Source organism: Natrinema sp. CRL1, from assembly GCF_059162405.1.
This window is the reverse complement of record NZ_JBLVOY010000002.1, coordinates 501,355-524,191: the sequence shown is the minus strand read 5'-3', so window position 1 is coordinate 524,191 and position 22,837 is coordinate 501,355. Positions and strand designations below refer to the sequence as shown.

General features: G+C 65.9%; 20 protein-coding genes. 13 read left to right on the top strand and 7 right to left on the bottom strand.

Annotated features, from left to right (window positions below; all coding sequences use genetic code 11):
• Nucleotides 1-13: 13 nt before the first annotated feature.
• The 6 genes from ACJYUO_RS08355 (at nt 14) to argS (ending at nt 6,240) form a co-directional block, all read left to right on the top strand.
• Nucleotides 14-850 carry a proline dehydrogenase family protein gene (locus ACJYUO_RS08355; protein ID WP_494344932.1) on the top strand — a complete coding sequence of 279 codons (837 nt, stop codon included), beginning with the start codon at nt 14-16 and terminating at the stop codon, nt 848-850.
• A 144-nt stretch (nt 851-994) separates the two neighbouring features.
• Nucleotides 995-1,954 carry a succinylglutamate desuccinylase/aspartoacylase family protein gene (locus ACJYUO_RS08350; RefSeq protein ID WP_494344931.1) on the top strand — a complete coding sequence of 320 codons (960 nt, stop codon included), beginning with the start codon at nt 995-997 and terminating at the stop codon, nt 1,952-1,954.
• 1 nt (nt 1,955) lies between these two features.
• Nucleotides 1,956-3,110: a threonine synthase gene (locus ACJYUO_RS08345; protein WP_494344930.1), complete on the top strand. Its 1,155-nt coding sequence runs from the start codon at nt 1,956-1,958 to the stop codon at nt 3,108-3,110.
• Between the two features lie 2 nt (nt 3,111-3,112).
• A complete protein-coding gene (locus ACJYUO_RS08340; RefSeq protein WP_494344929.1) occupies nt 3,113-3,649 on the top strand; it encodes an NUDIX domain-containing protein in 537 nt (178 codons plus the stop codon).
• A gap of 80 nt (nt 3,650-3,729) precedes the next feature.
• Nucleotides 3,730-4,407 carry a uridine kinase gene (gene udk, locus ACJYUO_RS08335; protein ID WP_494344928.1) on the top strand — a complete coding sequence of 226 codons (678 nt, stop codon included), beginning with the start codon at nt 3,730-3,732 and terminating at the stop codon, nt 4,405-4,407.
• Nucleotides 4,408-4,461: 54 nt separating this feature from the next.
• Complete coding sequence (gene argS, locus ACJYUO_RS08330; RefSeq protein WP_494344927.1) at nt 4,462-6,240, top strand: arginine--tRNA ligase; 1,779 nt, start codon at nt 4,462-4,464, stop codon at nt 6,238-6,240.
• Nucleotides 6,241-6,397: 157 nt separating this feature from the next.
• Here argS and ACJYUO_RS08325 read toward each other — a convergent pair whose 3' ends face one another.
• Together ACJYUO_RS08325 and minD are read right to left on the bottom strand one after the other, a co-directional pair.
• A complete protein-coding gene (locus tag ACJYUO_RS08325; protein ID WP_494344926.1) occupies nt 6,398-6,910 on the bottom strand; it encodes a DUF8159 domain-containing protein in 513 nt (170 codons plus the stop codon).
• Between the two features lie 310 nt (nt 6,911-7,220).
• Entirely contained in the window at nt 7,221-8,114 is an 894-nt protein-coding gene (gene minD / locus ACJYUO_RS08320; protein ID WP_494344925.1) for a cell division ATPase MinD, read from the bottom strand.
• 235 nt (nt 8,115-8,349) lie between these two features.
• Here minD and prf1 point away from each other — a divergent pair, with 235 nt between their 5' ends.
• From prf1 to ACJYUO_RS08290, 6 genes are all read left to right on the top strand, one after another.
• Complete coding sequence (gene prf1, locus ACJYUO_RS08315; RefSeq protein ID WP_494344924.1) at nt 8,350-9,609, top strand: peptide chain release factor aRF-1; 1,260 nt, start codon at nt 8,350-8,352, stop codon at nt 9,607-9,609.
• 98 nt (nt 9,610-9,707) lie between these two features.
• A complete protein-coding gene (locus ACJYUO_RS08310) occupies nt 9,708-10,637 on the top strand; it encodes an NAD-dependent epimerase/dehydratase family protein (RefSeq protein WP_494344923.1) in 930 nt (309 codons plus the stop codon).
• 188 nt (nt 10,638-10,825) lie between these two features.
• Entirely contained in the window at nt 10,826-11,983 is a 1,158-nt protein-coding gene (locus ACJYUO_RS08305) for a lysylphosphatidylglycerol synthase transmembrane domain-containing protein (protein WP_494344922.1), read from the top strand.
• Between the two features lie 7 nt (nt 11,984-11,990).
• Nucleotides 11,991-13,157, top strand: a complete 1,167-nt coding sequence (locus ACJYUO_RS08300; RefSeq protein WP_494344921.1) for an alpha-1 4-glucan-protein synthase — start codon at nt 11,991-11,993, stop codon at nt 13,155-13,157.
• A gap of 25 nt (nt 13,158-13,182) precedes the next feature.
• On the top strand, nt 13,183-14,307 hold the full coding sequence (locus ACJYUO_RS08295) for an extracellular solute-binding protein (protein ID WP_494344920.1): 1,125 nt from the start codon (nt 13,183-13,185) through the stop codon (nt 14,305-14,307).
• An 18-nt stretch (nt 14,308-14,325) separates the two neighbouring features.
• The gene (locus ACJYUO_RS08290) at nt 14,326-16,539 is read left to right on the top strand and encodes an ArnT family glycosyltransferase (RefSeq protein WP_494344919.1); all 2,214 of its coding nucleotides are present in this window, start codon (nt 14,326-14,328) and stop codon (nt 16,537-16,539) included.
• Between the two features lie 142 nt (nt 16,540-16,681).
• On the opposite strand, the gene ACJYUO_RS08285 is transcribed toward ACJYUO_RS08290, so the two are convergent.
• The 5 genes from ACJYUO_RS08285 to ACJYUO_RS08265 form a co-directional block, all read right to left on the bottom strand.
• Nucleotides 16,682-17,440 (bottom strand): dolichyl-phosphate hexose transferase, encoded by a 759-nt coding sequence (locus tag ACJYUO_RS08285; RefSeq protein ID WP_494344918.1) that lies wholly within the window; start codon nt 17,438-17,440, stop codon nt 16,682-16,684.
• A 97-nt stretch (nt 17,441-17,537) separates the two neighbouring features.
• On the bottom strand, nt 17,538-18,524 hold the full coding sequence (corA, locus tag ACJYUO_RS08280; RefSeq protein ID WP_494344917.1) for a magnesium/cobalt transporter CorA: 987 nt from the start codon (nt 18,522-18,524) through the stop codon (nt 17,538-17,540).
• Complete coding sequence (locus ACJYUO_RS08275) at nt 18,521-18,691, bottom strand: hypothetical protein (protein ID WP_494344916.1); 171 nt, start codon at nt 18,689-18,691, stop codon at nt 18,521-18,523. The genes corA and ACJYUO_RS08275 overlap by 4 nt, the downstream gene beginning before the upstream one ends.
• 81 nt (nt 18,692-18,772) lie before the next feature.
• A complete protein-coding gene (locus ACJYUO_RS08270; protein ID WP_494344915.1) occupies nt 18,773-20,410 on the bottom strand; it encodes a GMC family oxidoreductase in 1,638 nt (545 codons plus the stop codon).
• Nucleotides 20,407-20,952 (bottom strand): gluconate 2-dehydrogenase subunit 3 family protein, encoded by a 546-nt coding sequence (locus ACJYUO_RS08265; RefSeq protein WP_494344914.1) that lies wholly within the window; start codon nt 20,950-20,952, stop codon nt 20,407-20,409. Before ACJYUO_RS08265 ends, ACJYUO_RS08270 begins: the two co-directional genes overlap by 4 nt.
• A gap of 231 nt (nt 20,953-21,183) precedes the next feature.
• Between ACJYUO_RS08265 and ACJYUO_RS08260 the strand changes: the two genes are divergently transcribed.
• Nucleotides 21,184-22,818, top strand: coding sequence for an ABC transporter permease (locus ACJYUO_RS08260; protein ID WP_494344913.1), 1,635 nt, complete (start codon nt 21,184-21,186; stop codon nt 22,816-22,818).
• Nucleotides 22,819-22,837 lie beyond the last annotated feature (19 nt).

Here is a 22,837-nt window from a genome sequence, read left to right as displayed (position 1 = left end):
TATGCTTCCTGATATGATCCCGCCCATCGCGAACCGGTTCGTCGCGGGGGACTCTCCTGCCACAGCGCTCGAGCACGTCCGCGGGTTGAACGAGCACGACGTGAAGGCCATCGTCAACCTGCTCGGAGAGCACTACGACGACCGCGAGCCTGTCGAATCTGACGCCGCCGAATATCGGCGGCTCGTGGCCGACATCGCCGGCTCTGGGCTCGAGGCCTGTATTTCTGTCAAACCCTCGCAACTGGGGCTGGACCTCGGCGAGGGCGTGTTTCGGAGCGAACTGGCCGACATCGTCGCCGCCGCGGCCGACCATGGCGTCTTCGTCTGGATCGATATGGAAGCCCACACAACGACCGATGCGACCCTCGACGCGTTCGAGGAGATGGCCCGCGAGTACGACGGCGGCGTCGGTATCTGCTTGCAGGCCAATCTCAGGCGGACTCGAGGGGACGCGAAACGGCTCGCCGACGTTCCCGGCAAGGTCCGCTTCGTCAAGGGAGCCTACGATCCGCCGGCCGACGTGGCCTACACCGATAGGGCGCGGATCGACCAGGAGTATCGGGACCTGCTCGAGTACGCCTTCGACTACTACGACGGCGGCATCGCGGTCGGGAGCCACGATCCGGCGATGATCGAGCGCGCAAAGGCGCTCCACGAACGGTACGGCACCGACTTCGAGATCCAGATGCTCATGGGCGTCCGCGAGGCTGCCCAATACGAATTGGCCGAAGAGTACGAGGTCTGGCAGTACGTCCCCTACGGCGACCGCTGGAAGTCCTACTTCTACCGGCGAGTCATGGAACGACGGGAGAACCTCCGGTTCGCGCTTCGGGCCGTATTGAGCAGTTGAGAATGCGGCTTCGAGCGCGTCGCAAGGTAGCCGAAATCCGCGGCGACGAAAGCGAGTCGGATCGCCCCTCGGGCTCGGACCTAGTGCCCGCCGAGAGAGATCAAAGGATAGTATAAAGGCAGACGGCTCCATCGTGGTGGACATATGACGACGACGCTCGGAACGGCGAGCGCGTCTCCCGGCGAGATCGAGACGGGGCGTCTCGAGGTCGGCGAGACGCGAGATGGAAGCCCGTTCGGACTGCCCGTCGCCGTGGTGAACGGTGCAGAGTCCGGAAAAACGCTTTACATGCAGGCGGCCAGTGACGGCGACGAACTCAACGGCGTCGGCGTCATCCAACGCGTCGTCCCGCAACTCGATCCCGCGGAGATCTCGGGGACGATCCTCATCGTGGGAATCGTCAACTATCACGCGTTTCAGGTCGCCGAACACCGCAACCCGATCGACGACACGAAGATGAACCGCGCCTACCCGGGCAACGAGGGCGGCACCTCGACGGAGCGGATCGCGGCCGCCACGTTCGACGCCGCGACCCGGGCGGACCTGATCCTCGATCTCCATCAGGGATCGACCAGCCGGATGCTCGACGAGGTCCGGGTTCGCTGTGGCAAACGCCACCGGCTCCACGACCAGTGTCTCGAGTTGGCGAAGGCCTTCGGCTGCGGTTACGTGCTCGATCAAAAGGGCCCCGACGGCCAACTGGCCCGCGCGGCCCCCGACGACGGCATTCCGACCGTCGACCCCGAACTCGGCGGGGCCGTCGGTTGGGACGAAGAGAGCATCCGCAAAGGTGTCGAGGGCGTGTTCAACGTGCTCCGGTACTACAACTTCCTCGAGGGTGCCCAGCCGCTCGAGACTCAGACCCGCGCCAAAGGGTTCGAGCAGTACGGCGCTCCCGCCGGCGGACTCGTCACGCTCCGGAAGGAACTCGGCGACCGCGTTCGACCCGGCGAGACGCTGTTCGAGGTGACGACTCCCTTCGGCGAGCCGAAAGCCGAGGTAACCGCCGACAACGACGGGATCCTCTGGCGAGCGCGGCGGCTCCCGCAGGTCGCGACCGGCGAGTACATCTGTTCGGTCGGGACCGACATCGGAGAGTACTGAGATGGCCGCCGACCTCACCTGTCCCGACTGCGGAGCCGTCTACGAGGCCGGCCCGGACGAACCGTGGCGCTGTACCTGCGGGCACGCCTTAGAGTTTACCGAACGGCCCCATCCGCAGGGCGATCCGCTCCCGCTGCACAGCCTCGACACCAGCGAGGGGCTCTGGACGTTCTTCGAGTTCCTCCCGATCGAACAGCACGTCACCTTCCACGAGGGCTTTACGCCGATGGTCGAGGCCCCCGACTGGGACGCCGAGTTCAAACTCGAGTACGTGTTCCCGACGGGGTCGTTCAAGGACCGCGGTGCGACGACGACCCTCTCGCGGGCCGTCGAACTCGGCGTCGAGAAAGTCGTCGAGGACTCCTCGGGCAACGCGGGCGCGTCGATCGCGACCTACGCGGCTCGGGCGGGGCTGGACGCGGACATCTACGTCCCGGCGGACGTCAAACAGTCGAAGCTGATGGCGATTCAGCGGGCCGACGCCCGGCCGGTCCGCATCGAGGGAACGCGAGCGGACGTGACCGCGGCCTGTCTCGAGGCCGTCGAAGGCGATTCGAGCGGTGACGGGACGGCGGTCGACGGCGAGGCACCGTCGCAGGCGGGCGAGGGCTGGTACGCCAGCCACGCGTGGAACCCCGCGTTCTACGCCGGGACGATGACGTTCGCCTTCGAGGTGGCCGCCCAGCAGGGGTGGACCGTGCCCGACACCGTCGTCCTCCCGATCGGCCACGGAACGCTCTTCCTGGGGGCCTACCGCGGTTTCTCGCTGCTGAACGAGGCCGGTATCGTCGACGGAATGCCCCGCCTACTCGGCGCACAGGCGGCCGGCTACGCCCCCATCGTCGCCGCGCTCGGCGGCGACACCACCGACGCGGACGGCGAGCGCACCGATATCGCCGACGGCATCCAGATCACCGAACCGGCCCGCGGCACCGAGATCCTCGAGGCGATCGAGGAAACCGACGGCGACGCGATCGCGCTCGGCTCGGACCCGATCGAGACCGCGCTGGACCGACTCCACCGCGGCGGGTTCTACGTCGAGCCCACCTGTGCGGTCGCGCCGGCGGCCCTCGATCAGTACCGCGAGGACGGCGTCATTGCGGATGACGACGACGTCGTCGTCCCGCTGACCGGCAGCGGACTGAAAACCCTCTGACCATGGTCAGCCGACCGCCGACGTTCTGTCCCGACTGCGGTACCCGCCTCGAGTCGACACCGATCGACGCCCGCGAGCGGATGCGCTGTCCGAACTGCGAGGCGGTCGTCTGGCACAACCCGGTCCCCTGTGCCGGCGTCGCGGTGGTCGACGCCAGCGGCCCCGAGCCCGCCGTGCTCTGTGTCGAGCGCGGCGTCCCGCCGGGCGTCGGCGAATGGACGATCCCCGGCGGCCACATCGAGACCGGCGAGGAGCCGGCGACGGCGGCCGCCCGCGAACTCCGAGAGGAGACCGGGGTCGTCGTCGATCCCGCCGACCTCGAGATCCTGAGCGCGTCGGCGATGCCGCCTCGAGAGGGCAAACACGTCGTGACGGTCCACTACGTGGCCGCCCGCGCCGACGCCGAAGGTGACCCGGTCGCGGGGAGCGACGCGACGGACGCCCGTTTCTGGACGCCGGCCGAGTTCGACGCCTCCGAGGAGACGTTCCGCCCGGTTCACGAGGCGCGGTTTCACGAGGCCGCTGCGCTGTTCGAGTAGGTACGGTCACCGACGGCTCCCGGACAGCGAGACACGACGGAATCAGGCAATTCATTAGCGGCCCGGTCCAGGTCCGGACAATGAGTATACCGTCGTTCGCTATCGGGATCGCCGGCGGCACGGGGGCCGGGAAGACGACGGTCGCACGCACGGTCGCGGAGACCGTCGGCGAGGCCGTCACGCGGATCCCGCTCGACAACTACTACGAGGACCTCTCGCATCTGGCCTTCGAGGAGCGCGAGCAGATCAACTACGACCACCCCGACGCCTTCGAGTGGGAACTGCTCCGGGAGCAACTCGACGCGCTGTTGACCGGCCAATCGATCGAGATGCCCCAGTACGACTTCGAACTGCACAACCGCACCGACGACCGCGTCACCGTCGAGCCCTCGGAGATCATCGTCCTCGAGGGGATCCTCTCGCTCTACGACGAGGAGATCCGCGAGATGCTCGACCTGCGGGTGTACGTGATGACCGACGCGGACGTCCGCATCCTGCGCCGGATCGAACGCGACGTCATCGAGCGCGGCCGCGACCTCGAGGGCGTCATGGACCAGTACCTCGGGACGGTCAAACCGATGCACGAGCAGTTCGTCGCCCCCACGAAGAAACAGGCCGACGTGATCATTCCTGAGGGGGCAAATCAAATGGCGCTCGATCTCCTGATCGAGAAGGTACAGGCCGAACTGCCCGAGGACTCGGCGCGATCCGACGACTCGGACAACGAACTGTCGTTCGACGAACAGGCAATCAACTGACCGCCGCTACCGAAACCCGACATTCCTTTACTCGAGCCCTGAATACGGGCGGGTATGTTCCTCTCCCTGCGCGCGGAGGTCGAGGACGCCCTCGAGAGGGCGCTCTCGGCGCGTGACTTCCCGACCGACGATCTCGGCATCGAAGAACCACCGGAGGGCGTCGAGAGCGTCCTCGCCTCGAGCGTGGCCTTCCGACTCGCCAGTGAAGCCGGCGCACCGCCGCCGCAAGTCGCCGGACGACTCGCCGACGAGATCGACGCCGACGAACTGACCTACGTATCCGAGATTCGGACGCAGGGCCCCTATCTGAACTTCCTGCCGAGCGATGCGTACTTCGCGGAGACGCTGGGCGACGCGACCGACGAGGGCTACGGCCACTTGTCCGACCGCGACACCAGCGTCGTCGTCGAGCACACGAGTGCCAACCCGACGGGGCCGGTCCACGTCGGCCGCGCCCGGAACCCGATCATCGGCGACGCCGTCGCCACCCTGCTCGATTTCGCCGGCTACGACGTCGACCGCCACTACTACGTCAACGACGCCGGCCGACAGATGGCAGTCTTCACGTGGGCCTACGAGACCTTCGACGAAGCGGATCTCGAGAGCGAGCCCGAACGCGACCGCAAAGAGTACGACCTCGTGCGCTACTACCGCAAGGGCAACGCCTACCTCGAGAACGCCGCCGAGGACGACGTCGAGGCCGCCGAAGCCGAGATCGAGTCGATCATGCAGGGACTCGAAGCGGGCGACGACGAGGCCTACGAGCGGGTCAGCGAGGTCGTCGATCAGGTGCTCGGCGGCATGACGGAGTGTCTCGAGCGCCTGCCCGCCGAGTTCGACGAGTTCGTCAAGGAGACGCGGTTCATGCGTAACGGCGACACCGACGACCTCGTCGACCGGCTGCAGAACCTCGACGAGGCGGTCTACGAGGAAGACGCGTGGCAGCTCGAACTCGAGGACCACGGGATCGACAAGAACCTCGTCTTCCTGCGCTCGGACGGCACCTCCCTCTATGCGACCCGGGACCTGGCCCACCACGAGTGGAAGTTCGACAACTACGACCGCGCGGTGACGGTGCTGGGTGAGGACCACAAACTGCAGGCCAAACAGGTCCGGACGACCCTCGAGTTGCTGGGCAACGACACCGACGGGCTCCGACAGGTGCTGTACTCCTACGTGAACCTCCCCGAGGGGAAGATGAGCACGCGCCGCGGGACCGGCGTGGATCTGGACGACCTGTTGGACGAGGCGATCGACCGCGCCCGCGACGAGGTCGAGGACCGGCTGGACGACCGCATCCGCGACGACGATCTGGACGAGGAGGACATCGAGCGCATCGCCCATCAGGTCGGGATCGGCGCGGTCCGCTACGACATCGTTTCCAAGCAGCCGACGAAAGCGATCACCTTCGAGTGGGATCGCGCGCTCGACTTCGAGGCCCAGTCCGCCCCCTACGTCCAGTACGTCCACGCGCGCTGCTGTGGCATCTTAGAAGAGGCGGGAATCGACCCCGAGACCGGCATGGACGACGTCGAGACCGCCGTCGACGCCGACCTCCTCGCAACCGACGCCGAACGGGACCTCCTCGAGACGATCGCGCGGTTCCCGGCGGTCGTCGACGAGGCGGCCGACGACCTCGAGCCCCACCAGATCGCGACCTACACCCGCGAGTTCGCCGATCGGTTCAATGGCTTCTACCGGGAGTGTCCGGTACTGGCAGACGACGTCGATCCCGAGGTCCGCGAGGCGCGGCTGGCGCTGGTCGCGGCCTCGAAACACGCGGTCGCGAACGCCCTCTCGATTCTGGGCGTGGCCGCGCCGCGGTCGATGTGAGCGGCCGCTGATCGTCCCTGCCGTCCCTGTCCCTTGACCCTACTGCCCTGCTGAGACACCGTCTGCCGACACCCGATACCCGATATGTTCGACGGACCTGCAGCTCCCGTCTCGAGCGAAAGAACAACACCGGTCAGCGCGACCGAACCGCGACGGACTACGTGTCGTCGGACGTCTCGAGGACGGTCTCGACGAACTCGTCTTCGCTCATCTCGTCGTTGATGTACGCGAGCGCCCACTGGACGTCCACGTAGAACGACATCACCTTCGCGCCGTCGGACTCGAGGACCCACGTGACGCTGTTGATCTCGGCCGCGAACTTCTCGGAGTCGGTGATCGCCGCGGCGATCGTCTCCCCGAGCGACTGGAGCTCCGTCCGCAGTGTCTCGGGGTCAGTCGTGGTCGTCGTCGCGACGACGTCGACCGTGTCGTCGTCCTTGTTGATGTCTTTGATCGACAGCTTGTCGCTGTCGACGTTCAGTTTGTCGCGGTCGAGCCCGGGAATCTCGTTTTTGTCGTCGCTCTCGTCGCTCTCGTCGTTCCCGTCGTTGAGGGATTCGTCGTCGTCATCGTTCGACTCGGAGCCGTCGCCGGTCTCGTCACTGGAACAACCCGCGAGCACGGTTGCGAGCGCTGCGCCACTGCCGAGGAGGATCTTTCGTCGCTCCATGGACGACCCATCGAGAACCGCCATGATTAGTAATCAGTTCGTTACCGTTTCTGTCCTCGAGACCGACTCGTTCGGCCGGCCGGGCGCGTCGACACCTGATCGGAAACGACCGACAAACGGTCGAAAACGAGCGGGATCCGACATCGGTCGCAGCATGCCCGATCCGACGTTCGTGCGCCGTTGACAGTCACGAGCGGGTGGTAATCACTGCATTCGAACGAAACGAGCGGGGCCGGGCGACGACCCGGCGGCGGAAGGCGGTCCATACCGACCGGTTTCGGGACCAGTCGATGCGCGAAGCGAGCCGAGATTACGGGTCCGACTCGGCTTCCGTAATCGCACTCGAGACGTCGTCGTGTGCTGCTTCCCGACCGTCGGCGTCGTCGGCCGAGCCGGCCGCACTCGAGTCGGCGGTCGCGGTCGCCCGTTCCGGTGCGGAGCCGTCGGCCGCGTTGCTGTCCTCGCTCTCGTCACTTCCCGACGGAATCGGGACGTCGACGCCGGTCAGGTCCGCTGCGAGTTGCCGGTAGGCAGCCGAGGCGGGGCCGTCGGGTTCGAAGACGACCAGCGGCGTCCCGGCGTAGACGCTGTCGCGGGCCGCTGGGTCCTCGGGGATCGTGCCGAGTAACGGCACCTCGAGGCGATCGGCGATCTCCTCGTGAGAGATATCGCCGTCCGGGCGGGTCCGGGTCAGGACGAGCCCGGCGACCGAGCCGCCGGACCGGTCGGTCAACTCGAGGGTCTTCGTCGAGTCGTGGACGGCGGCGGGTTCGGGCGTCGAGACGAGGATGACGGCATCGGCGAGACCCAGCGGGAGGACGGTCTCGTGGCTGATCCCCGCGCCGACGTCGAGAAAGACGTAGTCGAACTGGGACCGCAGTTCGTCGACGACCTCGCGCAGCCCCTCGGGAGACGTTTCGGCGTACTCGTCGAGGCTGGTGCCGCTGGGGACGGCGACGATATTATCCGCCAGTCGGTAGGTGGCGTCGTCGATCGATGCATCTCCGGCTAAGACGTCGTATAGGGTGGTCGAGTCGGGACTGAGGCTGACGAACCCGGCGAGATTCGCCATGCCGAGGTCGGCGTCGACGATCGCGACGCGCTCCCCGGCCTCTGCGAGGGCTGTGCCGAGGTTGACCGTCGTCGTCGTCTTCCCGACGCCGCCTTTCCCGCTCGCGATAGCGTAGACCGTCTCGTGAGACATACTCGAGTACTATCCGGACCCTAGAACGGGAACACCTTAAATCGTCACCTCACCTCACGAGTCGTGGCGAGCAGCCGACAGATCCGCGAGACGGCCAGCGTGTAACCGACGACTCGCCGGTGACAGGAACGGACACGTCGCGGATCGGCGATCGGCTCCGTGCCGACAGGGGACTCGTCCCACGTCGACAGGTGTGTCAAAGGATTCTTACCCACAGCCCCGTTTTATACGGGTAATGAGCCAGGAGGGCGAGCAGGAGCAATCCGACCGGAAAAAGTACGAGTTCCGGAAGGTCATCGAGGATCTCAAGGACTACGACGGCTCCGGAACGCAGCTCGTGACGATCTACATTCCAGACGATAGACAGATCAGTGACGTTGTCCAACACGTCACGCAGGAACACAGCGAAGCGGCCAACATCAAGTCGAAACAGACGCGAACAGCCGTCCAGGACGCGCTGACGAGTATCAAAGACCGGCTGCGATACTACGACACCTACCCGCCGGACAACGGGATCGTCCTGTTTTCCGGTGCCGTCGACTCCGGCGGCGGCCGGACCGACATGGTCACGAAAGTCCTCGAGAGCCCACCCCAGCCCATCGAGTCCTTTCGCTATCACTGCGACTCCGATTTCCTGACCGAGCCCTTAGAGGAGATGCTCGCCGACAAGGGCCTTTACGGCCTGATCGTCCTCGACCGCCGCGAGGCCAATGTCGGCTGGCTGAAAGGCAAGCGCATCGAACCGGTCAAGTCCGCCTCCTCGCTGGTCCCCGGCAAGCAGCGAAAAGGTGGCCAGTCCGCCCAGCGATTCGCCCGCCTGCGCCTCGAGGCGATCGATAACTTCTATCAGGAGGTCGCGGGGATGGCAAACGACCTGTTCGTTCCCCGCCGCCACGAACTCGACGGCATCCTCGTCGGCGGTCCCTCGCCGACCAAAGACGAGTTCCTCGATGGCGACTACCTCCACCACGAACTGCAGGACACCGTCCTGGGCAAGTTCGACGTCGCCTACACCGACGAGTCCGGCCTGAAAGACCTCGTCGACAACGCCGAAGACGCGCTGGCCGACGCCGAGGTGATGAAAGACAAGAAGGTGATGGAGGAGTTCTTCGAGGAACTCAACGCCGGCGATCTGGCGACCTACGGCTTCGAGCAGACCCGTCGGAACCTCATGATGGGGTCGGTCGACCGACTGCTCATCAGCGAGGACCTTCGGAAAGACGTCATCACCTACGACTGTCCCGACTGTGGCACCACCGAGCGCGAGGTCGTCGACCGCCGAAAGTCGACGCCGACACACTCCTGTACCGAGTGTGGGACCGAGGTCGAAGCCGACGACGAGGACCGCGAGGACGCCATCGACCACCTGATCGACATCGCCGAACAGCGCGGCACCGAGACCAAGTTCATCTCGACTGACTTCGAGAAGGGCGAACAGCTCCTCAATGCCTTCGGCGGATTCGCCGGTCTCCTGCGGTACTCGACTGGCGTCTAAGGGCTCGATCCTAATTCGAACGCGCCCTCCTGTTCGTGACGGCCCTCTACCGCGATCGAACCACAACTCCTTACCGCGCCGTCGCTGAATCACCGCCAATGTCACTTTCGGACCGGAGCGTCCTCGTCACGGGCGGTGCCGGGTTCATCGGCTCGCATCTCACCGAGCGCCTGCTCGCGGACGGCGCGGCCGTAACGGTCGTCGATAACCTGTCGAACAGCGATGTCGATCGAGTTCCGGACGACGCGGCGTTCCTCGAAGCCGACCTCACTGCTCCCGACGCGCTCGAGGGCCACCTCGACGATATCGACCTCGTCGTCCACCTCGCGGCGTCGAAACACGTCGACACCGACCGCCCGCACGGCCAGTTCGACGACAACACGCGGATGACGCGGAACATCCTCGAGGCGATGGCTGACGCCGGCGTCACGGACATCGCTTACACCTCCTCGTCGACGGTCTACGGCGAGGCTCCGCGCCCGACACCGGAGGACTACGCCCCACTCGAGCCGATCAGCGCCTACGGCGCGAGCAAGTTGGCCGACGAAGGGTTGCTCTCGGCGCGGGCCCACAGCCACGATCTCACCGTCTGGAACTTCCGCTTTGCGAACGTGGTCGGCCCGCGACTTCGCGGCGCGGTGATTCCGGATTTCATCGAGAAGTTACAGGCAGATCCCGAGTCGCTGACCATTCTCGGCGACGGGCGACAGGAAAAATCCTACCTCCACGTCGAGGACTGTCTCGATGCCATGTTGCACGTCATCGAGCACGCCGACGACGCGATGAACACCTACAACCTCGGCACTCGCACGACGACCTCGGTCGACCGGATCGCGACCATCGTCGCCGAGGAGTTGGGCGTCGATCCCGAGCGGGAGTACACCGGCGGCGAACGCGGCTGGACCGGGGACGTCCCGAAGATGCGTCTCTCGATCGAGAAGCTGTCCGCGCTGGGATGGAACCCCCGACTCTCGAGCGACGAGGCGGTCCGCCAGTCGACGCGAGAGATCATCGACGAACTGCGCTGAGCGGAGAGACCGAACACCGATAGTAGCCACGTCGATGCATATCCGACCGCTGGACTACGTTACGATCAGTGTGTGAATCATTTCAGTGGCTACTATATCTCAGCGGAAATATCCGCGAGAGCGATCGTCGAGGCCGTCCAGTCGCGTTTTAGGTGGGCTTAAATATCTGGGCTCGGAAGGAATCGGACATGAACGACAGGGGCGGGGAACCGGGGTCGGACGCGGACGACGGGTCCGGACACAGCAGGTTCGCCGGGGCGCTGACCCGCCGTCGACTGACGGTCGCGGGGACGATACTCGTCCTCGGCGGCCTGTTCGTCGCCCTCCAGGAGGTCGATCTCCGGACCATCGCGGCCGATATCTCGAGTGCCGATCCGCGATTGCTCGGGCTCGCAGTCGCCGTGTACGCCGTCTCGTGGCCCGTCCGAGGCCGTCGGTACGGTGACGTGCTGGCCGCGATCGGTCACCGCAGCGGGACGGCGTTTCTCACGTCGGCGGTCTTCGTTAGCCAGACGGCGAACCTCGTCGTTCCGGCGCGGGCCGGCGACGCGGTCCGCGCGTACGCGATAAACACTCATCGCAGTGTTCCCTACACCGCGGGTTTCGCGTCGCTGGCCGTCGAGCGGCTGTTCGATCTGGCGACGATTGCCGCACTTGCGGGACTCGCGACGGCGTGGATCGCGCTGGGCGGCGGGACCGGCCCGCTCGGAATCATCGCGGAAACCGGCGGTGCGCGGACCGCCCTCGTCGCCGCGGCGGCGGTGAGTACGGCGACCGTCGGCGTCGGCCTCGTCGTGGTGACGTCCGCGCGAGCGAATCACGGACTCGGCGCATGGCTTCGGGGGCTGATCGCCGGTCAGCCGCGACTCGAGGGACTGCTCGAGGCCACGCTCCGGTTTGCGGACGACGTACAGGTCGTCGCTCGACAGCCGCGAGCGCTGGCGACCATCGGTGCGGGCAGTCTGGCCGTGTGGGCACTCGACGTGCTCACGGCGGTCCTCGTCCTCGCGGCGCTTGGGAGCGGGCTCGAGGTCGGCCCGCTCGTGGCCGTCGGCACGCTCGCGGTGAGCGTGGGGAACCTCGCGAAGGTGCTTCCGTTATCCCAGGGCGGCGTCGGGCTCTACGAGGCCGCGTTCACCGCGCTCGTGGTCGGACTCACACCCGTCGGCGCGAGTACGGCACTGGCCGCGGCGATCGTCGACCACGCGTTGAAAAACGGCGTGACGCTGGTCGGCGGTGCCGGTGCGGTCGCTGCGTTGGGAATCTCGTTTTCGGACGCGGTGGAATCGAAGCCGGCGACCGCGACGGGAGAGTCCGATAACTTTTTAGGCGAGCCTAAAAAATAGCGGTGCAATGAGTCAGGATATCTGTGTCGTCGTGCCGACGATCCGGGAATACGAGTGTCTGCGCTCGTACTTCGAGAACGCTCGCGACCACGGCTTCGACCTCTCGCGGCTGCACGTCGTCCTCGTCACCGAGGATTTCTGTGAGACCGACGAGATGGAAGCGATGCTCGCCGAGGAGGGCGTCTCGGGAGAGGTCTTCGACGGTAGCCGCCGCGAGGAGTGGTACGCCGACCACGACGTCGCCGAGTACGGCCACGTCGTCCCGGCGGCGAGCCACGCCGAGACGAGCTTCGGTCTCCTCTACATGTGGGCCCACGACGAGTTCGACTACGGCTTTTTCATCGACGACGATACGCTCCCTCACGACGATCAGGACTTCTTCGGAACGCACATGGAGAATATCGCCTACGAGGGCGAGATCGAGACCGTCTCCTCGGACGAACAGTGGGTCAACGTCCTCTACCAGAACGCCGAGGAACACGGCCTCTATCCGCGTGGCTACCCCTACTCGGCGATGGGCGAGACGGTCGAGACCGGGACGACCGAGATCACCGGCGGCGAGGTCGTGGCCTCACAGGGACTGTGGACCAACGTCCCCGACCTCGATGCCGTCCGCATTCTGATGGACGGCGACCTCGAGGGCCAGGCCCAGACCCGGACCTCGAGCGACGACTTCGACGACGATTTCGTCGCCGCGCGGGGCAACTACCTCACCGTCTGCTCGATGAACCTCGCGTTCCGCCGGGAGGTCATCCCCGCGTTTTACCAACTCCCGATGGACGACAACGAGTGGGCGGTCGGCCGGTTCGACGACATCTGGTCGGGCGTCTTTCTCAAACGGGCCTGCGACGTGCTGGGCAAGCGGATCTACAACGGCGCCCCCCTCTGCGAGCACAACAAGGCCCCGCGAAGCACCTTCGACGACCTGAACAACGAGGTTCCGGGGCTGGAGCTCAACGAACACCTCTGGCGCGTGATTGACGAAACCGGCAGCGACGCCGACTCCTACGCCGCGGTCTTCGAGGCGATGGCCGACGAACTCGCCGACGGTGACTGGGAGGAGTACAACAACGGTGCGTTCTTCAACTACGTCGGCGAGCACATGCGTGACTGGCTCGACTGTCTGTCGGCCCTCGAGCGGACGGCGCCCGTCGCGGGGAACCGACGCCTATAAGTATATTTAGGTAGGCCTAAAACACATGACGGAGCAACGCGATTTCACGGACCGACGGACGTTTATCACCGGGTCGGCCGGGCTCGGTATGGCCGGCCTCGCCGGGTGTGCAGGGCTGATAGGAGGCGAAGAGGAAGAGGAGGAGAACGTCTTCAACCAGATCGGGTCGGGACGTTCAGGCCGCGGCCAGCCCGGCGGGACGCCGATGGCGGACCTCCCGGACCTCGAGGGCGAACTGCATATCTACTCCGGGCGAAACGAGTTCCTCGTCGGCACGCTCATTAGCAGTCTCGAGGACGAGTACGACGACTTCGAGGTCGTCGGCCCTCGATACAACAACTCGTCGGATCTCGCGAACCAGATCGCCGAGGAGGGATCGGGGACAGACGCCGATATCTTCTTTACGGTCGACTCCGCCGCGCTCGGCGAAGTCGCAAACGAGGGACTGGCACGGACCCTCTCGGACGACGTCCTCGAGATGGTCCCCCAGGAGTTCCGGACCGACCAATGGGTCGGGACCTCCGGCCGCGTTCGAACGATCCCGTACAACAGCGAGGCGTTCTCCGAGAGCGAAATGCCCACGAGCATCGCCGACTACACCGACTTCGATGGGGACCTCGGCTGGGCACCTACCTACGGTTCTTGCCAGTCGTTCGTCACCGCGATGCGTCTGCTCGAGGGCGAGGAGACGACTCGCGAGTGGCTTCAAGCCGTCGTCGACAACGGCATTACCGCGTACAGTGACGAGCTGGCGGTCTGTCAGGCCGTCGCGGACGGCGAGATCGACGCGGGCTTTACAAACCACTACTACATCCAGCGCGTCCTCGACGGATCACCGGACGCGCCGATCGAGACGGTGTTCACCGACGGCGACGCCGGTGCGACGTTCGACGTCGCGGGAGCGACCGTTATCGAGAACACGGACGTTCCCGATCTGGCGGAGACCTTCGTCCGCCATCTGCTCTCGGCCGAAGTCCAGGAGTACTTCGCGGTGGAGACGTTCGAATATCCGCTGATCGCGGAGGGCGAACCCGTCGGCGAACTGCCGCCGACCAACGAACTGAACGTCCCCGATCTCGACCCGTCGGAGCTGTCCGACCTCCAGCCGACGCTGGATCTCATGCGCAGTATCGACGGCATCAACGTCTAAGCGGTCACCGCCTTTCCCGTGCTCAGCGATCCACGCTCCCGATTTCCGACCGGCCCCGACCGGGTCCGCCGTGTCCATCTGGCCGCATTCGTCGTCGTCTGTCTCGCCGCCGTGGCAGTCTGGACGCTCGCGACGGAGCTCTTTCCCTACCACTCGAGCAACGACGACGAGGGAGTGTACCTCCTGCAGGCGGCGCTGTTACTCGAGGGACAGCTCACGCTGCGGGCCGGCGAACTCGCCGATGCGTTCCGACCGTGGTTTTTCGTACAGGACGGCGGCCGACTCTACTCGAAGTACTCGCCGGTCATCCCCGCGATGTACGCCGTCTCGATGGCGCTGTTCGGCGAGCCGCGAGTGACGCTCGTCGCCGTCGCGGTGGGCAACACCGCGCTGGTCTATGCCCTCGGGTCGATGATCTTCGACCGATGGGTCGGCGTCGTCGCCGCGGCCGTTTTCGCCGCTGCCCCCATGACGTTACTGACGTCGTCGGTGTTCCTTCCGTACGCGCCGACGACGCTATTGAACCTCCTCTTTGCGGTGTGGTATCTCCGCGGCGTCCGCGGGGGACGACTTCGCAACGCGGTCCTGGCCGGTGGGGCGATCGGACTTGCCTTTTTCGCGCGGCCGTACACGGCCGTCCTGTTCGCCGCGCCGTTTATCTGTCACGCGGGCTGGTCGGTGATACGCTCGGTTCGGGACCGATGGTGGAAACGAGGATTCAGGCCGCTTCCGGACCCCGTTCGACGGAACACCGCTACCGCCGGGGTCGGACTGGCACTCGTCGGGCTGACGCTGGCGTATAACGCTCGCGTCACGGGCTCTCCGCTCACGTTTCCCTACGCCGCGTTCTCCCCGCTCGACGGCCCCGGCTTTGGCCACCGCGAACTCCTCGATCACTCGCTCGAGTACACGCCGACCGTCGCGCTCGAGGCGAACGCCGCCGCTCTCTGGTATTTCGTTACCCGCTGGTTCACCGCTGGGCTGCTCGGAACGGCCGCCGCGCTGGGTGGACTGGCCCTCGCGCTGTGGCGATGGCTCCCCGTCCCCGTCTCCGCCGAGCGGGGCGACTGGGAGAGCGACCGAACCGCGGGCCTGCTGCTGGCCGGGCTCTTCGTCTCCGTCACGCTCGGGAACTTTGCGTTCTGGGGCAACTACAACGTCCACGCCGGACTGGCCGACCCGACCACCGGACTCCTCTCGAAGTTCGGGCCGTTCTATCACTTCGACCTGCTCGTCCCGCTCTCGATCTTCGCCGGGTTCGGCGTCGTCGTCGGCGCTCGGCGCTGTCGCGACGCCACGGTCCGAAGCCGGATCGCGACCGTCGCCTCGCCGCGGACGGCTCGAGCCATCGTCCTCGCCGCTCTGCTCGCGAGCGCCCTCGTCGGCGGCGCGGCGAACGCCGCTCTCCTCTCAGCCCCGGTCGAGCGCAACGCCGTCCACACCGAGCGCTTCGAGTCAGCCTACGAGCCAGTCGAAGAGCGCGATCTCGAGAACGCGCTGGTCTTCCTGCCGGCACCCTACGGTCAGTGGCAGAACCATCCCTTCCAGGCGCTCCGAAACGACGGCGGCTTAGACGGGGAGGTGGTCTACGCGCTCGAGGGGGCCCCGGACCGCGATTTCGCCGTCCTCGACGCCTACCCGAATCGGAGCCACTACCGGTACAGCTATCAGGGCGAGTGGACGGCCACACCCGACGACGAGATCATCGCCCAGATCGAGCCGCTTTCGATCCGCTCCGGCGACCGGCTCGAGGGAACCACCACCGTCGGAATCGCCGATCGAGTGGACCGGGTTCGAGTCCGTCTCGAGAACGACGGCGAGGTCGCCGACTACACCGTCGCCGATCCCGACAGCGAACTCGCCGTCGGGTGGTCCCTCGAGCGCGACGGCGCAAACGGAAGCGACGCGGACGTAAACGCGACCGACCGCCGCGGGACCGTTCGGCTGACCGAATCGCCGACCGAGAGCGTGTCCTTCGACGGGACCGACGAAATCGTACTGACGATCACGCAGGTCCAACCGGAGGGGGCGACGTACACCTATCGGCAGGAGACGACCGTCCGGGTGACCGAGGGCGGCGTCGAGGCGATCTGGCCGCCGGAGCGACGCGGCTGTCGGCTCGCCACCGACTGCGGTACCGAGGGGACCTACCTCCCCGACCGGCCGGAGACCCACAGCCGGTGGGAGCAGTTCGACACGCGACTCGAGCCCGCAGCGGCGTCTCGAGAGTGACCGTCCGACGGCGATCGGCGGAATCGATAGAGAAGTGAAACGGGTCGCCGGCTCTCCATTTTCAGACGAACTGCTGTAAGCCAGTTCCGGAGTAACCGCGAACTGTCCCGCGGTTTCCGGCAAATCGATACGACAGGCCCTGTTAGTCGTCTCGTGACTCCGACGGCCGGTGTGGCAGCTCTCGGAGGCGCTCCTCGAGCGAGACTTTGACGATCGAGCGCGCGATCTCGAGACCGCCTTGCAGCGGATCGAGTTTCGTCTGGCCGGCGCGCTCGCGGTATTCGATGGGATGCTCGCGCACGTCGTAGCCGCGCATCAGCGGGCGGATCAGGAGCTCGGCCGAGAGGCCGGTGTTTTCCGTCCACTCGATCGACTCGACGACATCGCGGCGGTAGGCTCGCATGCCGGTGGTCGTGTCGTGGACACGAGTGCCCATCAGGACACTCGCCACCGCCGCGAAGACCTGATTGCCGAAGCGATTGAACCCCGGCATCGCGTCGGCACCGTGGTAGAGCCGATCGCCGCTGACGACGTCGTGGCCTCGATTGATCAGGGCGAGAAACTCCGGCAGTTGCTCCATCGGGTAGGTGTCGTCGCAGTCGGTCGTGACGACGATCGGGCGGTCGGGCTCGAGGATCGCGGCGCGGACGGCGACGCCGTACCCCTGGGGTTGCTGTTCGATGACCGTCGCGCCGTGCTCGCGGGCGATCTCGGGGGTGCGATCCGAGGAGCCGTCGACGCAGACGACCTCCGCTTTCCCGTCGGTGACGTCCTCGATGTCCGAGAGCACTTTTCCGATCGCTTCTTCTTCGTTGTAGGTTCCCATAACGACACTGCAGTCGTCGAAGGTGTACTGCACGTCTGGATCGGCGGGCGCTGCAGGCTGCTCCTCACTACTCATTGACGGTACTCTCTGCGCACCGTATTTATGCTTTTAGGTTTGCCTAAAACGCGACGACACACCTACCATTGACGTCCCCGTCTCGAGGACGATGGACTCAGATCCAGTTCTGGCGACGGAAATAGACGAGCATCAACATCGAGACGAGCGCCATCCCGAGCATCGTCGCCGGATAGCCGTGCGTCCAGTAGAGTTCGGGCATGGCGAACGGCGCCTCCGCGAAGTTCATCCCGTAGACGCCGGCGACGAAGGTCAGGGGAATGAAGATGGTCGCGACGACCGTCAGCGTCTTCATCACGTCGTTGGTGGACTGTGAAACGGCGTTGAGATAGATATCGCGCGAGCCGCTGGTGAGGTCGCGGTACGTCTCGATGAGGTCGACGACCTGGACGAGGTGGTCAGAGACGTTTCGGAAGTACTTCTCGTTTTCTTCGGCGACCCCCGGGACATCGCCCCGAGAGAGCGACAAGATCGCCTCTCTGGCCGGCCAGGCGACCTTCCGGAAGGCGAGAAGGTCGCGTCGAACGTCGTTCAACTCTTCGAGTATCCCCGAATCCGGTTCGTCGAGAACGCGCTCTTCGACCGCTTCGATGTCGGTTTCGATCTCGTCGAGGACATCGAAATAGTCGTCGACGATGGTATCGACCAGTCGGTACGCGAGGAAATCCGTCCCCCGATCCACGAACCGACGGTCGTTTCTCGCCCATTGCGGGGCCGACTGGTCGACGACGTCGATATCGGCCGTGGACATCGTCACGAGCCACTCGTCGCCGATGAAAAACCCGACGGAGTCCGTCTGTATCTCTTTGTGCAGCGCTACCTCGTCGCGCTGGCTGAGGCGCACGGTCTTCAGGAGAACGAACGTGTGCGTCTCGTACTCGGAGGTCTTGGGCCGCGTCTGCTCGGACTGGATGTCTTCGACCGCCAACTGGTGAATACCGAACCGATCGTCGAGCACCTCCATCTCGTCCGGTTCGACTTCGGCGGCGTGGACCCACGTTTCCCCCGGCGCAGCGATCGCGGCTCCCAGATCGTCGTATCGCTCTACGCCATCATCCGAGTACACCATCGCGCGGAGGGTCATGCCTCTCCCTCCGCGTCCGGCCTTCGCGAGATCACGACGAGTGTGATCCCAACCATGATCGCCGTCAGGGAAAATGCTCGACCGGAATACGCGACGTAAACTCCGACGGCGTACCCGACGAGTCCGAGGATGAACAACCCGGCCCCCGCAAGTGTCGTCCGATTCATAGCTGTCCAATCTGATTCAGCTTAAAAGAAGGTTGGTGCCAAACCGCATCCGGATCCCGGGTTGGAGTCTATTTCCGCCCGTTACACAGCCTCAATCACATGATCCGCGGCTTTCAATGCCAGTGCCGCGATCGTCAGCGTCGGGTTCATCGCCCCGCCGGTCGGAAAGACGCTGCTCGAGGCGATCCAGCAGTTCTCGAGGTCGTGCGTTCGCAGGTCGGGGCCGACGACGCTCTCGGCAGGGTCGTTCCCCATACGAGTCGTTCCCATGTGATGATTGGTCGGAACGGTGTTTTCGGGACCGTCCTGCCACCTGATCTCGGCACCCAGCTCCTCGAAAATGTCCCGCTGGATCTCGTTCGCTCGCTCCATCGTCCGTCGTGCTCGGTCGCCGACGGTCCAGTGAACGTCGGGGACGGGATTACCGCGGTCGTCGGTCCGATCGGGGTCGAGGCCGACGTAGCTGTCCTCGCGCGGGAGCTGTTCGATCAGTGCCCCCATCGCGATGTGGGTCCCGTAGTCGCCTCGAATCCGATCGAGTAAGTCGTCGCCCCAGTCGTCGCCGGTCAGCGCCATGCCGACCGGCGAGGGGCCGGCGAAGTTGAAGAACTCGAGTTTGAACGGAGCGTACTCCGCGTCGGCGTCGTCGTAGAACTGGTGAGACTCGCTGGTCAGGAACCCGACGTGGTTCTGCCGAGTCGGTTCGTCGAGGACGCCGAAGGTCCCGGCGAAGCTGTGTTCCATGAAGAACTGCCCGACGCGGCCGCTCGAGTTCGCCAGTCCGTCGGGGTACTGACTCGACTCCGAGAGGAGCAGCAAGCGGGGCGTCTCGACGCCGCCGCAGGCGACGACGAACGCGTCGGCCGCTTGCCGGTGGCGCTCGTCGTCGGGCGTCGCGTAGACGGCCGCCGAAATCGACTCCGCGTCGTGCTCGAGGCGCTGGACCGGCGCGCGATCGATCACGGTCGCACCCTTGCCCTCGGCGCGCTCGACGTGGACGGTCGCGTCGTACTTCGCGCCGGAGGGACAGACCGGCCGGCAGGTCCCGTAGCCGACGCAGGCGCTGCGACCGTCGTAGCCCTCGGAGTTACGCGCGTTGGGTACGGAGTGCATCGCGATCTCGAGTTCGTCGCAGGCCTCGGCAAACAGACCGTCGCTGTAGGAGGGCGGAAACGCCGGCATCGGATGGGGGTCCTCGCGGGGTGGCGCAAACGGGTTGTCGGCGGCACCGGCGACCCCCAATTCTCGCTCCGCCTCGGCGTAGTACGGGCGGAGGTCCGCATAGTCGATCGGCCAGTCCACACCGACCCCGCGGACGCTCCGGGAGTTGAAATCGGCCTCGTGGAGGCGCATCACCATCCCCTGCCAGTGCAGCGTCGAGCCGCCGACGCCCTTGACGCGGGCGCGGTTCAACGGATAGTGCCGGTCGCCCGACGCCGAGTAGGCGTCGCGTTCCGGATCGCCGTCCCAGACGTCGGGGCGGTCGTACGACGGTCTGAGGGCCCGTTCCTGTCTGGCGAGCCTGTCACCCGGATCGAACCGCGGCCCGGCCTCGAGAACCACGACCTCGTGGCCGGCCTCGGCGAGCCGATCCGCGACGATTCCGCCTGCTGGCCCCGCACCGATCACGCAGACATCGGCGTCGTCGACCGGCGTGCGGTCGGCGTCCCCGTCGGTGACTGGCCGCGCCGATTCGGCGGGCGGGCGACTCCCGCTCACGCGCTCGGACCCCGTTGATAGCTCTCGAGCCCGCCCGGATGACCGATCGGGTTTTCGATGCCGACCAATTCACCGCCCGTCGGCGAGGTGTACAGCGCCAACAGGAGTTCGTTGACGACGTAGTACCGCGTCCGCTCCGCCGTCGTCCCGCCGGGGTCCGCCGCGGCGGTGTCCGCTCCGATCTCGCGCAGACACTGATCCCGGTCGTCCGGGGACAGCGCCGGGAAGCCCTCGCCGTACCAGCCTCGAGCGACCTCATTCAGTTCCGCGACCACGGCGTCCAGCTTCGCCGCGTGCGATCGGGTTTCGAGGCGGCCGTCGAGAAAGGTCTCGACGAACGGTTCGACCCCGGTAACCGCGCTGGGATAGACGGTCTCGGCAGCCGCGACCAGCGTCTGGCGAATCCGCTCCGCGTCGATATCGGCCGCCGGATCGTCGTCGGACCCGTCGGGCCCCGATCCGGTCGGGGCCGCACAGCCCGCCAGCGTCCCGCCGCCGAGCGCAGCCAGTGCGGCGACCGCGTCTCGCCTTGTCAGCTCCATACCGAGGGATTAGGCAAACCTAAACCTTATACCCATTGGAACGAGAAATCGGGTAATAGCCGAAGTAGCCGCGGCGGAGACCCTGCCGATCAACGATGAGCACGGCCGGTCGTCGTCTCCGAGCGCGTCAGGACAGTTGGGTAGAATCGCCAATTATTCCGTAATGCTCGCTCCACTATCGCAAGACAGCAGTCACGCCGACCACCCAGTGGCACACTCGAGGACATACCGATGAAATCGCTCCGCTCAGGACGACGGGAAACGACCGACGGCCCACCGCTCGGACTAGTGCTCCTGTCCGGCGCGATCGCCGCGAGTATGCTGCTCCCGCTTACGTATCTCCTGTTCGAGGCGACGACCGTCGACACGGCTCGTCTCTGGGCGATGCTCATCCGACCGCAGACGGCAACCATCGTGACGAACAGCCTCCTGCTCATGGCCGGCGTCACGGTGCTATCGGCGCTGATCGGCGTTCCGCTCGCGTGGCTCACCGTCCAGACGGACCTGCCCTTCCGCCGGTTCTGGTCCGTCGTCGTCGCCTTGCCGCTGGTCATCCCGAGCTACATCGGCGCGTTCGCCTTCGTCTCCGCCTTCGGTCCGCAAGGCGAGTTCCAGTCCATCCTCGAGCCGCTGGGCATCCAGCAGTTGCCCGAGATTTACGGGTTACCGGGCGCGACGCTCGTCATCACGCTCTACACCTATCCGTACGTCTACCTAACGGTACGGGCCGCTCTGCTCTCCTTCGATACGACGCTCCTCGACGCCGCCCGAACCCTAAACCACGATACGTGGACCGCCTTTCGCCGCGTGACGCTCCCGCAGGTCCGACCCGCCGTCGTCGCCGGGGGCCTGCTCGCAGCGCTGTACGCCGTCTCCGACTTCGGAACACCGGCGATCATGCAACTGCCCGTCTTCACCCAGCAGATATTCCTCGAATACCGCTCGTTCGGCCGCGACTACGCGGCCTTCCTCTCCTTGCAGTTGCTTGCGGTCGTCCTCGTCGTCCTCGTCCTCGAGTGGTGGGCCCGTCCCGAGCGGACGGTTTCGGGCGACGGCTCCGAGGGCTCGAGCGGCCCCGTCGTCGAACTCGGTCGGTGGCGCTGGCCGGCGACGCTGTTGCCCGCGGGCATAACGGGAATCGCACTGCTCGTCCCGCTGTGGATCCTCGGGCTCTGGCTCGTGACCGCCGATCCGGACGCACGGCCGTCGCTGGCGTTCGAACTCGAGTACGCCGTCAACTCCGTCATGGTCGCCGGCGCGGCCGCGCTCGTGGCCGTGATCGTCGCCCTGCCGGTCGCGTACGTCGCGGCCAGACACGACTCGCGGGTATCGACGGTCTTCGAGCGGGCGACCTACGTCGGCTTTGCCGTGCCGGGCATCGTCCTCGGACTGGCGCTCGTCTCCGTTGCGACGAGCTACGAGACCATCCGTCAGACGTACAATCTGACCGCCTTCCCGGCGCTCTACCAGACGATTCCGTTGCTCGTGTTCGCCTACGTCGTCCGATTCATGCCACAGGCGGTCGGCTCGATCCGGACCACGACGCTGCAGGTCGATACGAAACTGGTCGAGGCCGCTCACACCCTGGGCGAGACGCCGCTTCGCACGTTCCGGAAGGTGACACTGCCACTCATCGCCCCGGGCGTGACCGCCGGCGCCGCGCTGGTCTTCCTGACGACGATGAAGGAGCTTCCGGCGACCTTGCTCCTTCGGCCGACCGGGTTCGAGACCCTCGTCACGATCATCTGGAAGGCACAGGGCGAAGCGTTCTTCCAGTACGCCGTCATCCCCGCCCTGCTGTTGCTCGTCGTCTCCGGACTGTCACTGCTCGTGCTCCTCACGCAAGGCGGGCGCGAAGGGCTCTGAATCGTCTCGAGCGGTCACG

Coding starts and splice junctions, on each gene's coding strand:
- ACJYUO_RS08275 (WP_494344916.1), bottom strand. CDS start 18,691: ATGAATCGGACGACACTTGCGGGGGCCGGGTTGTTCATCCTCGGACTC.
- ACJYUO_RS08260 (WP_494344913.1), top strand. CDS start 21,184: ATGAAATCGCTCCGCTCAGGACGACGGGAAACGACCGACGGCCCACCG.
- prf1 (WP_494344924.1), top strand. CDS start 8,350: ATGAGCCAGGAGGGCGAGCAGGAGCAATCCGACCGGAAAAAGTACGAG.
- ACJYUO_RS08325 (WP_494344926.1), bottom strand. CDS start 6,910: ATGGAGCGACGAAAGATCCTCCTCGGCAGTGGCGCAGCGCTCGCAACC.
- ACJYUO_RS08350 (WP_494344931.1), top strand. CDS start 995: ATGACGACGACGCTCGGAACGGCGAGCGCGTCTCCCGGCGAGATCGAG.
- ACJYUO_RS08300 (WP_494344921.1), top strand. CDS start 11,991: ATGAGTCAGGATATCTGTGTCGTCGTGCCGACGATCCGGGAATACGAG.
- ACJYUO_RS08295 (WP_494344920.1), top strand. CDS start 13,183: ATGACGGAGCAACGCGATTTCACGGACCGACGGACGTTTATCACCGGG.
- ACJYUO_RS08265 (WP_494344914.1), bottom strand. CDS start 20,952: ATGGAGCTGACAAGGCGAGACGCGGTCGCCGCACTGGCTGCGCTCGGC.
- ACJYUO_RS08345 (WP_494344930.1), top strand. CDS start 1,956: ATGGCCGCCGACCTCACCTGTCCCGACTGCGGAGCCGTCTACGAGGCC.
- ACJYUO_RS08310 (WP_494344923.1), top strand. CDS start 9,708: ATGTCACTTTCGGACCGGAGCGTCCTCGTCACGGGCGGTGCCGGGTTC.
- corA (WP_494344917.1), bottom strand. CDS start 18,524: ATGACCCTCCGCGCGATGGTGTACTCGGATGATGGCGTAGAGCGATAC.
- argS (WP_494344927.1), top strand. CDS start 4,462: ATGTTCCTCTCCCTGCGCGCGGAGGTCGAGGACGCCCTCGAGAGGGCG.
- minD (WP_494344925.1), bottom strand. CDS start 8,114: ATGTCTCACGAGACGGTCTACGCTATCGCGAGCGGGAAAGGCGGCGTC.
- ACJYUO_RS08355 (WP_494344932.1), top strand. CDS start 14: ATGATCCCGCCCATCGCGAACCGGTTCGTCGCGGGGGACTCTCCTGCC.
- ACJYUO_RS08285 (WP_494344918.1), bottom strand. CDS start 17,440: ATGAGTAGTGAGGAGCAGCCTGCAGCGCCCGCCGATCCAGACGTGCAG.
- udk (WP_494344928.1), top strand. CDS start 3,730: ATGAGTATACCGTCGTTCGCTATCGGGATCGCCGGCGGCACGGGGGCC.
- ACJYUO_RS08340 (WP_494344929.1), top strand. CDS start 3,113: ATGGTCAGCCGACCGCCGACGTTCTGTCCCGACTGCGGTACCCGCCTC.
- ACJYUO_RS08305 (WP_494344922.1), top strand. CDS start 10,826: ATGAACGACAGGGGCGGGGAACCGGGGTCGGACGCGGACGACGGGTCC.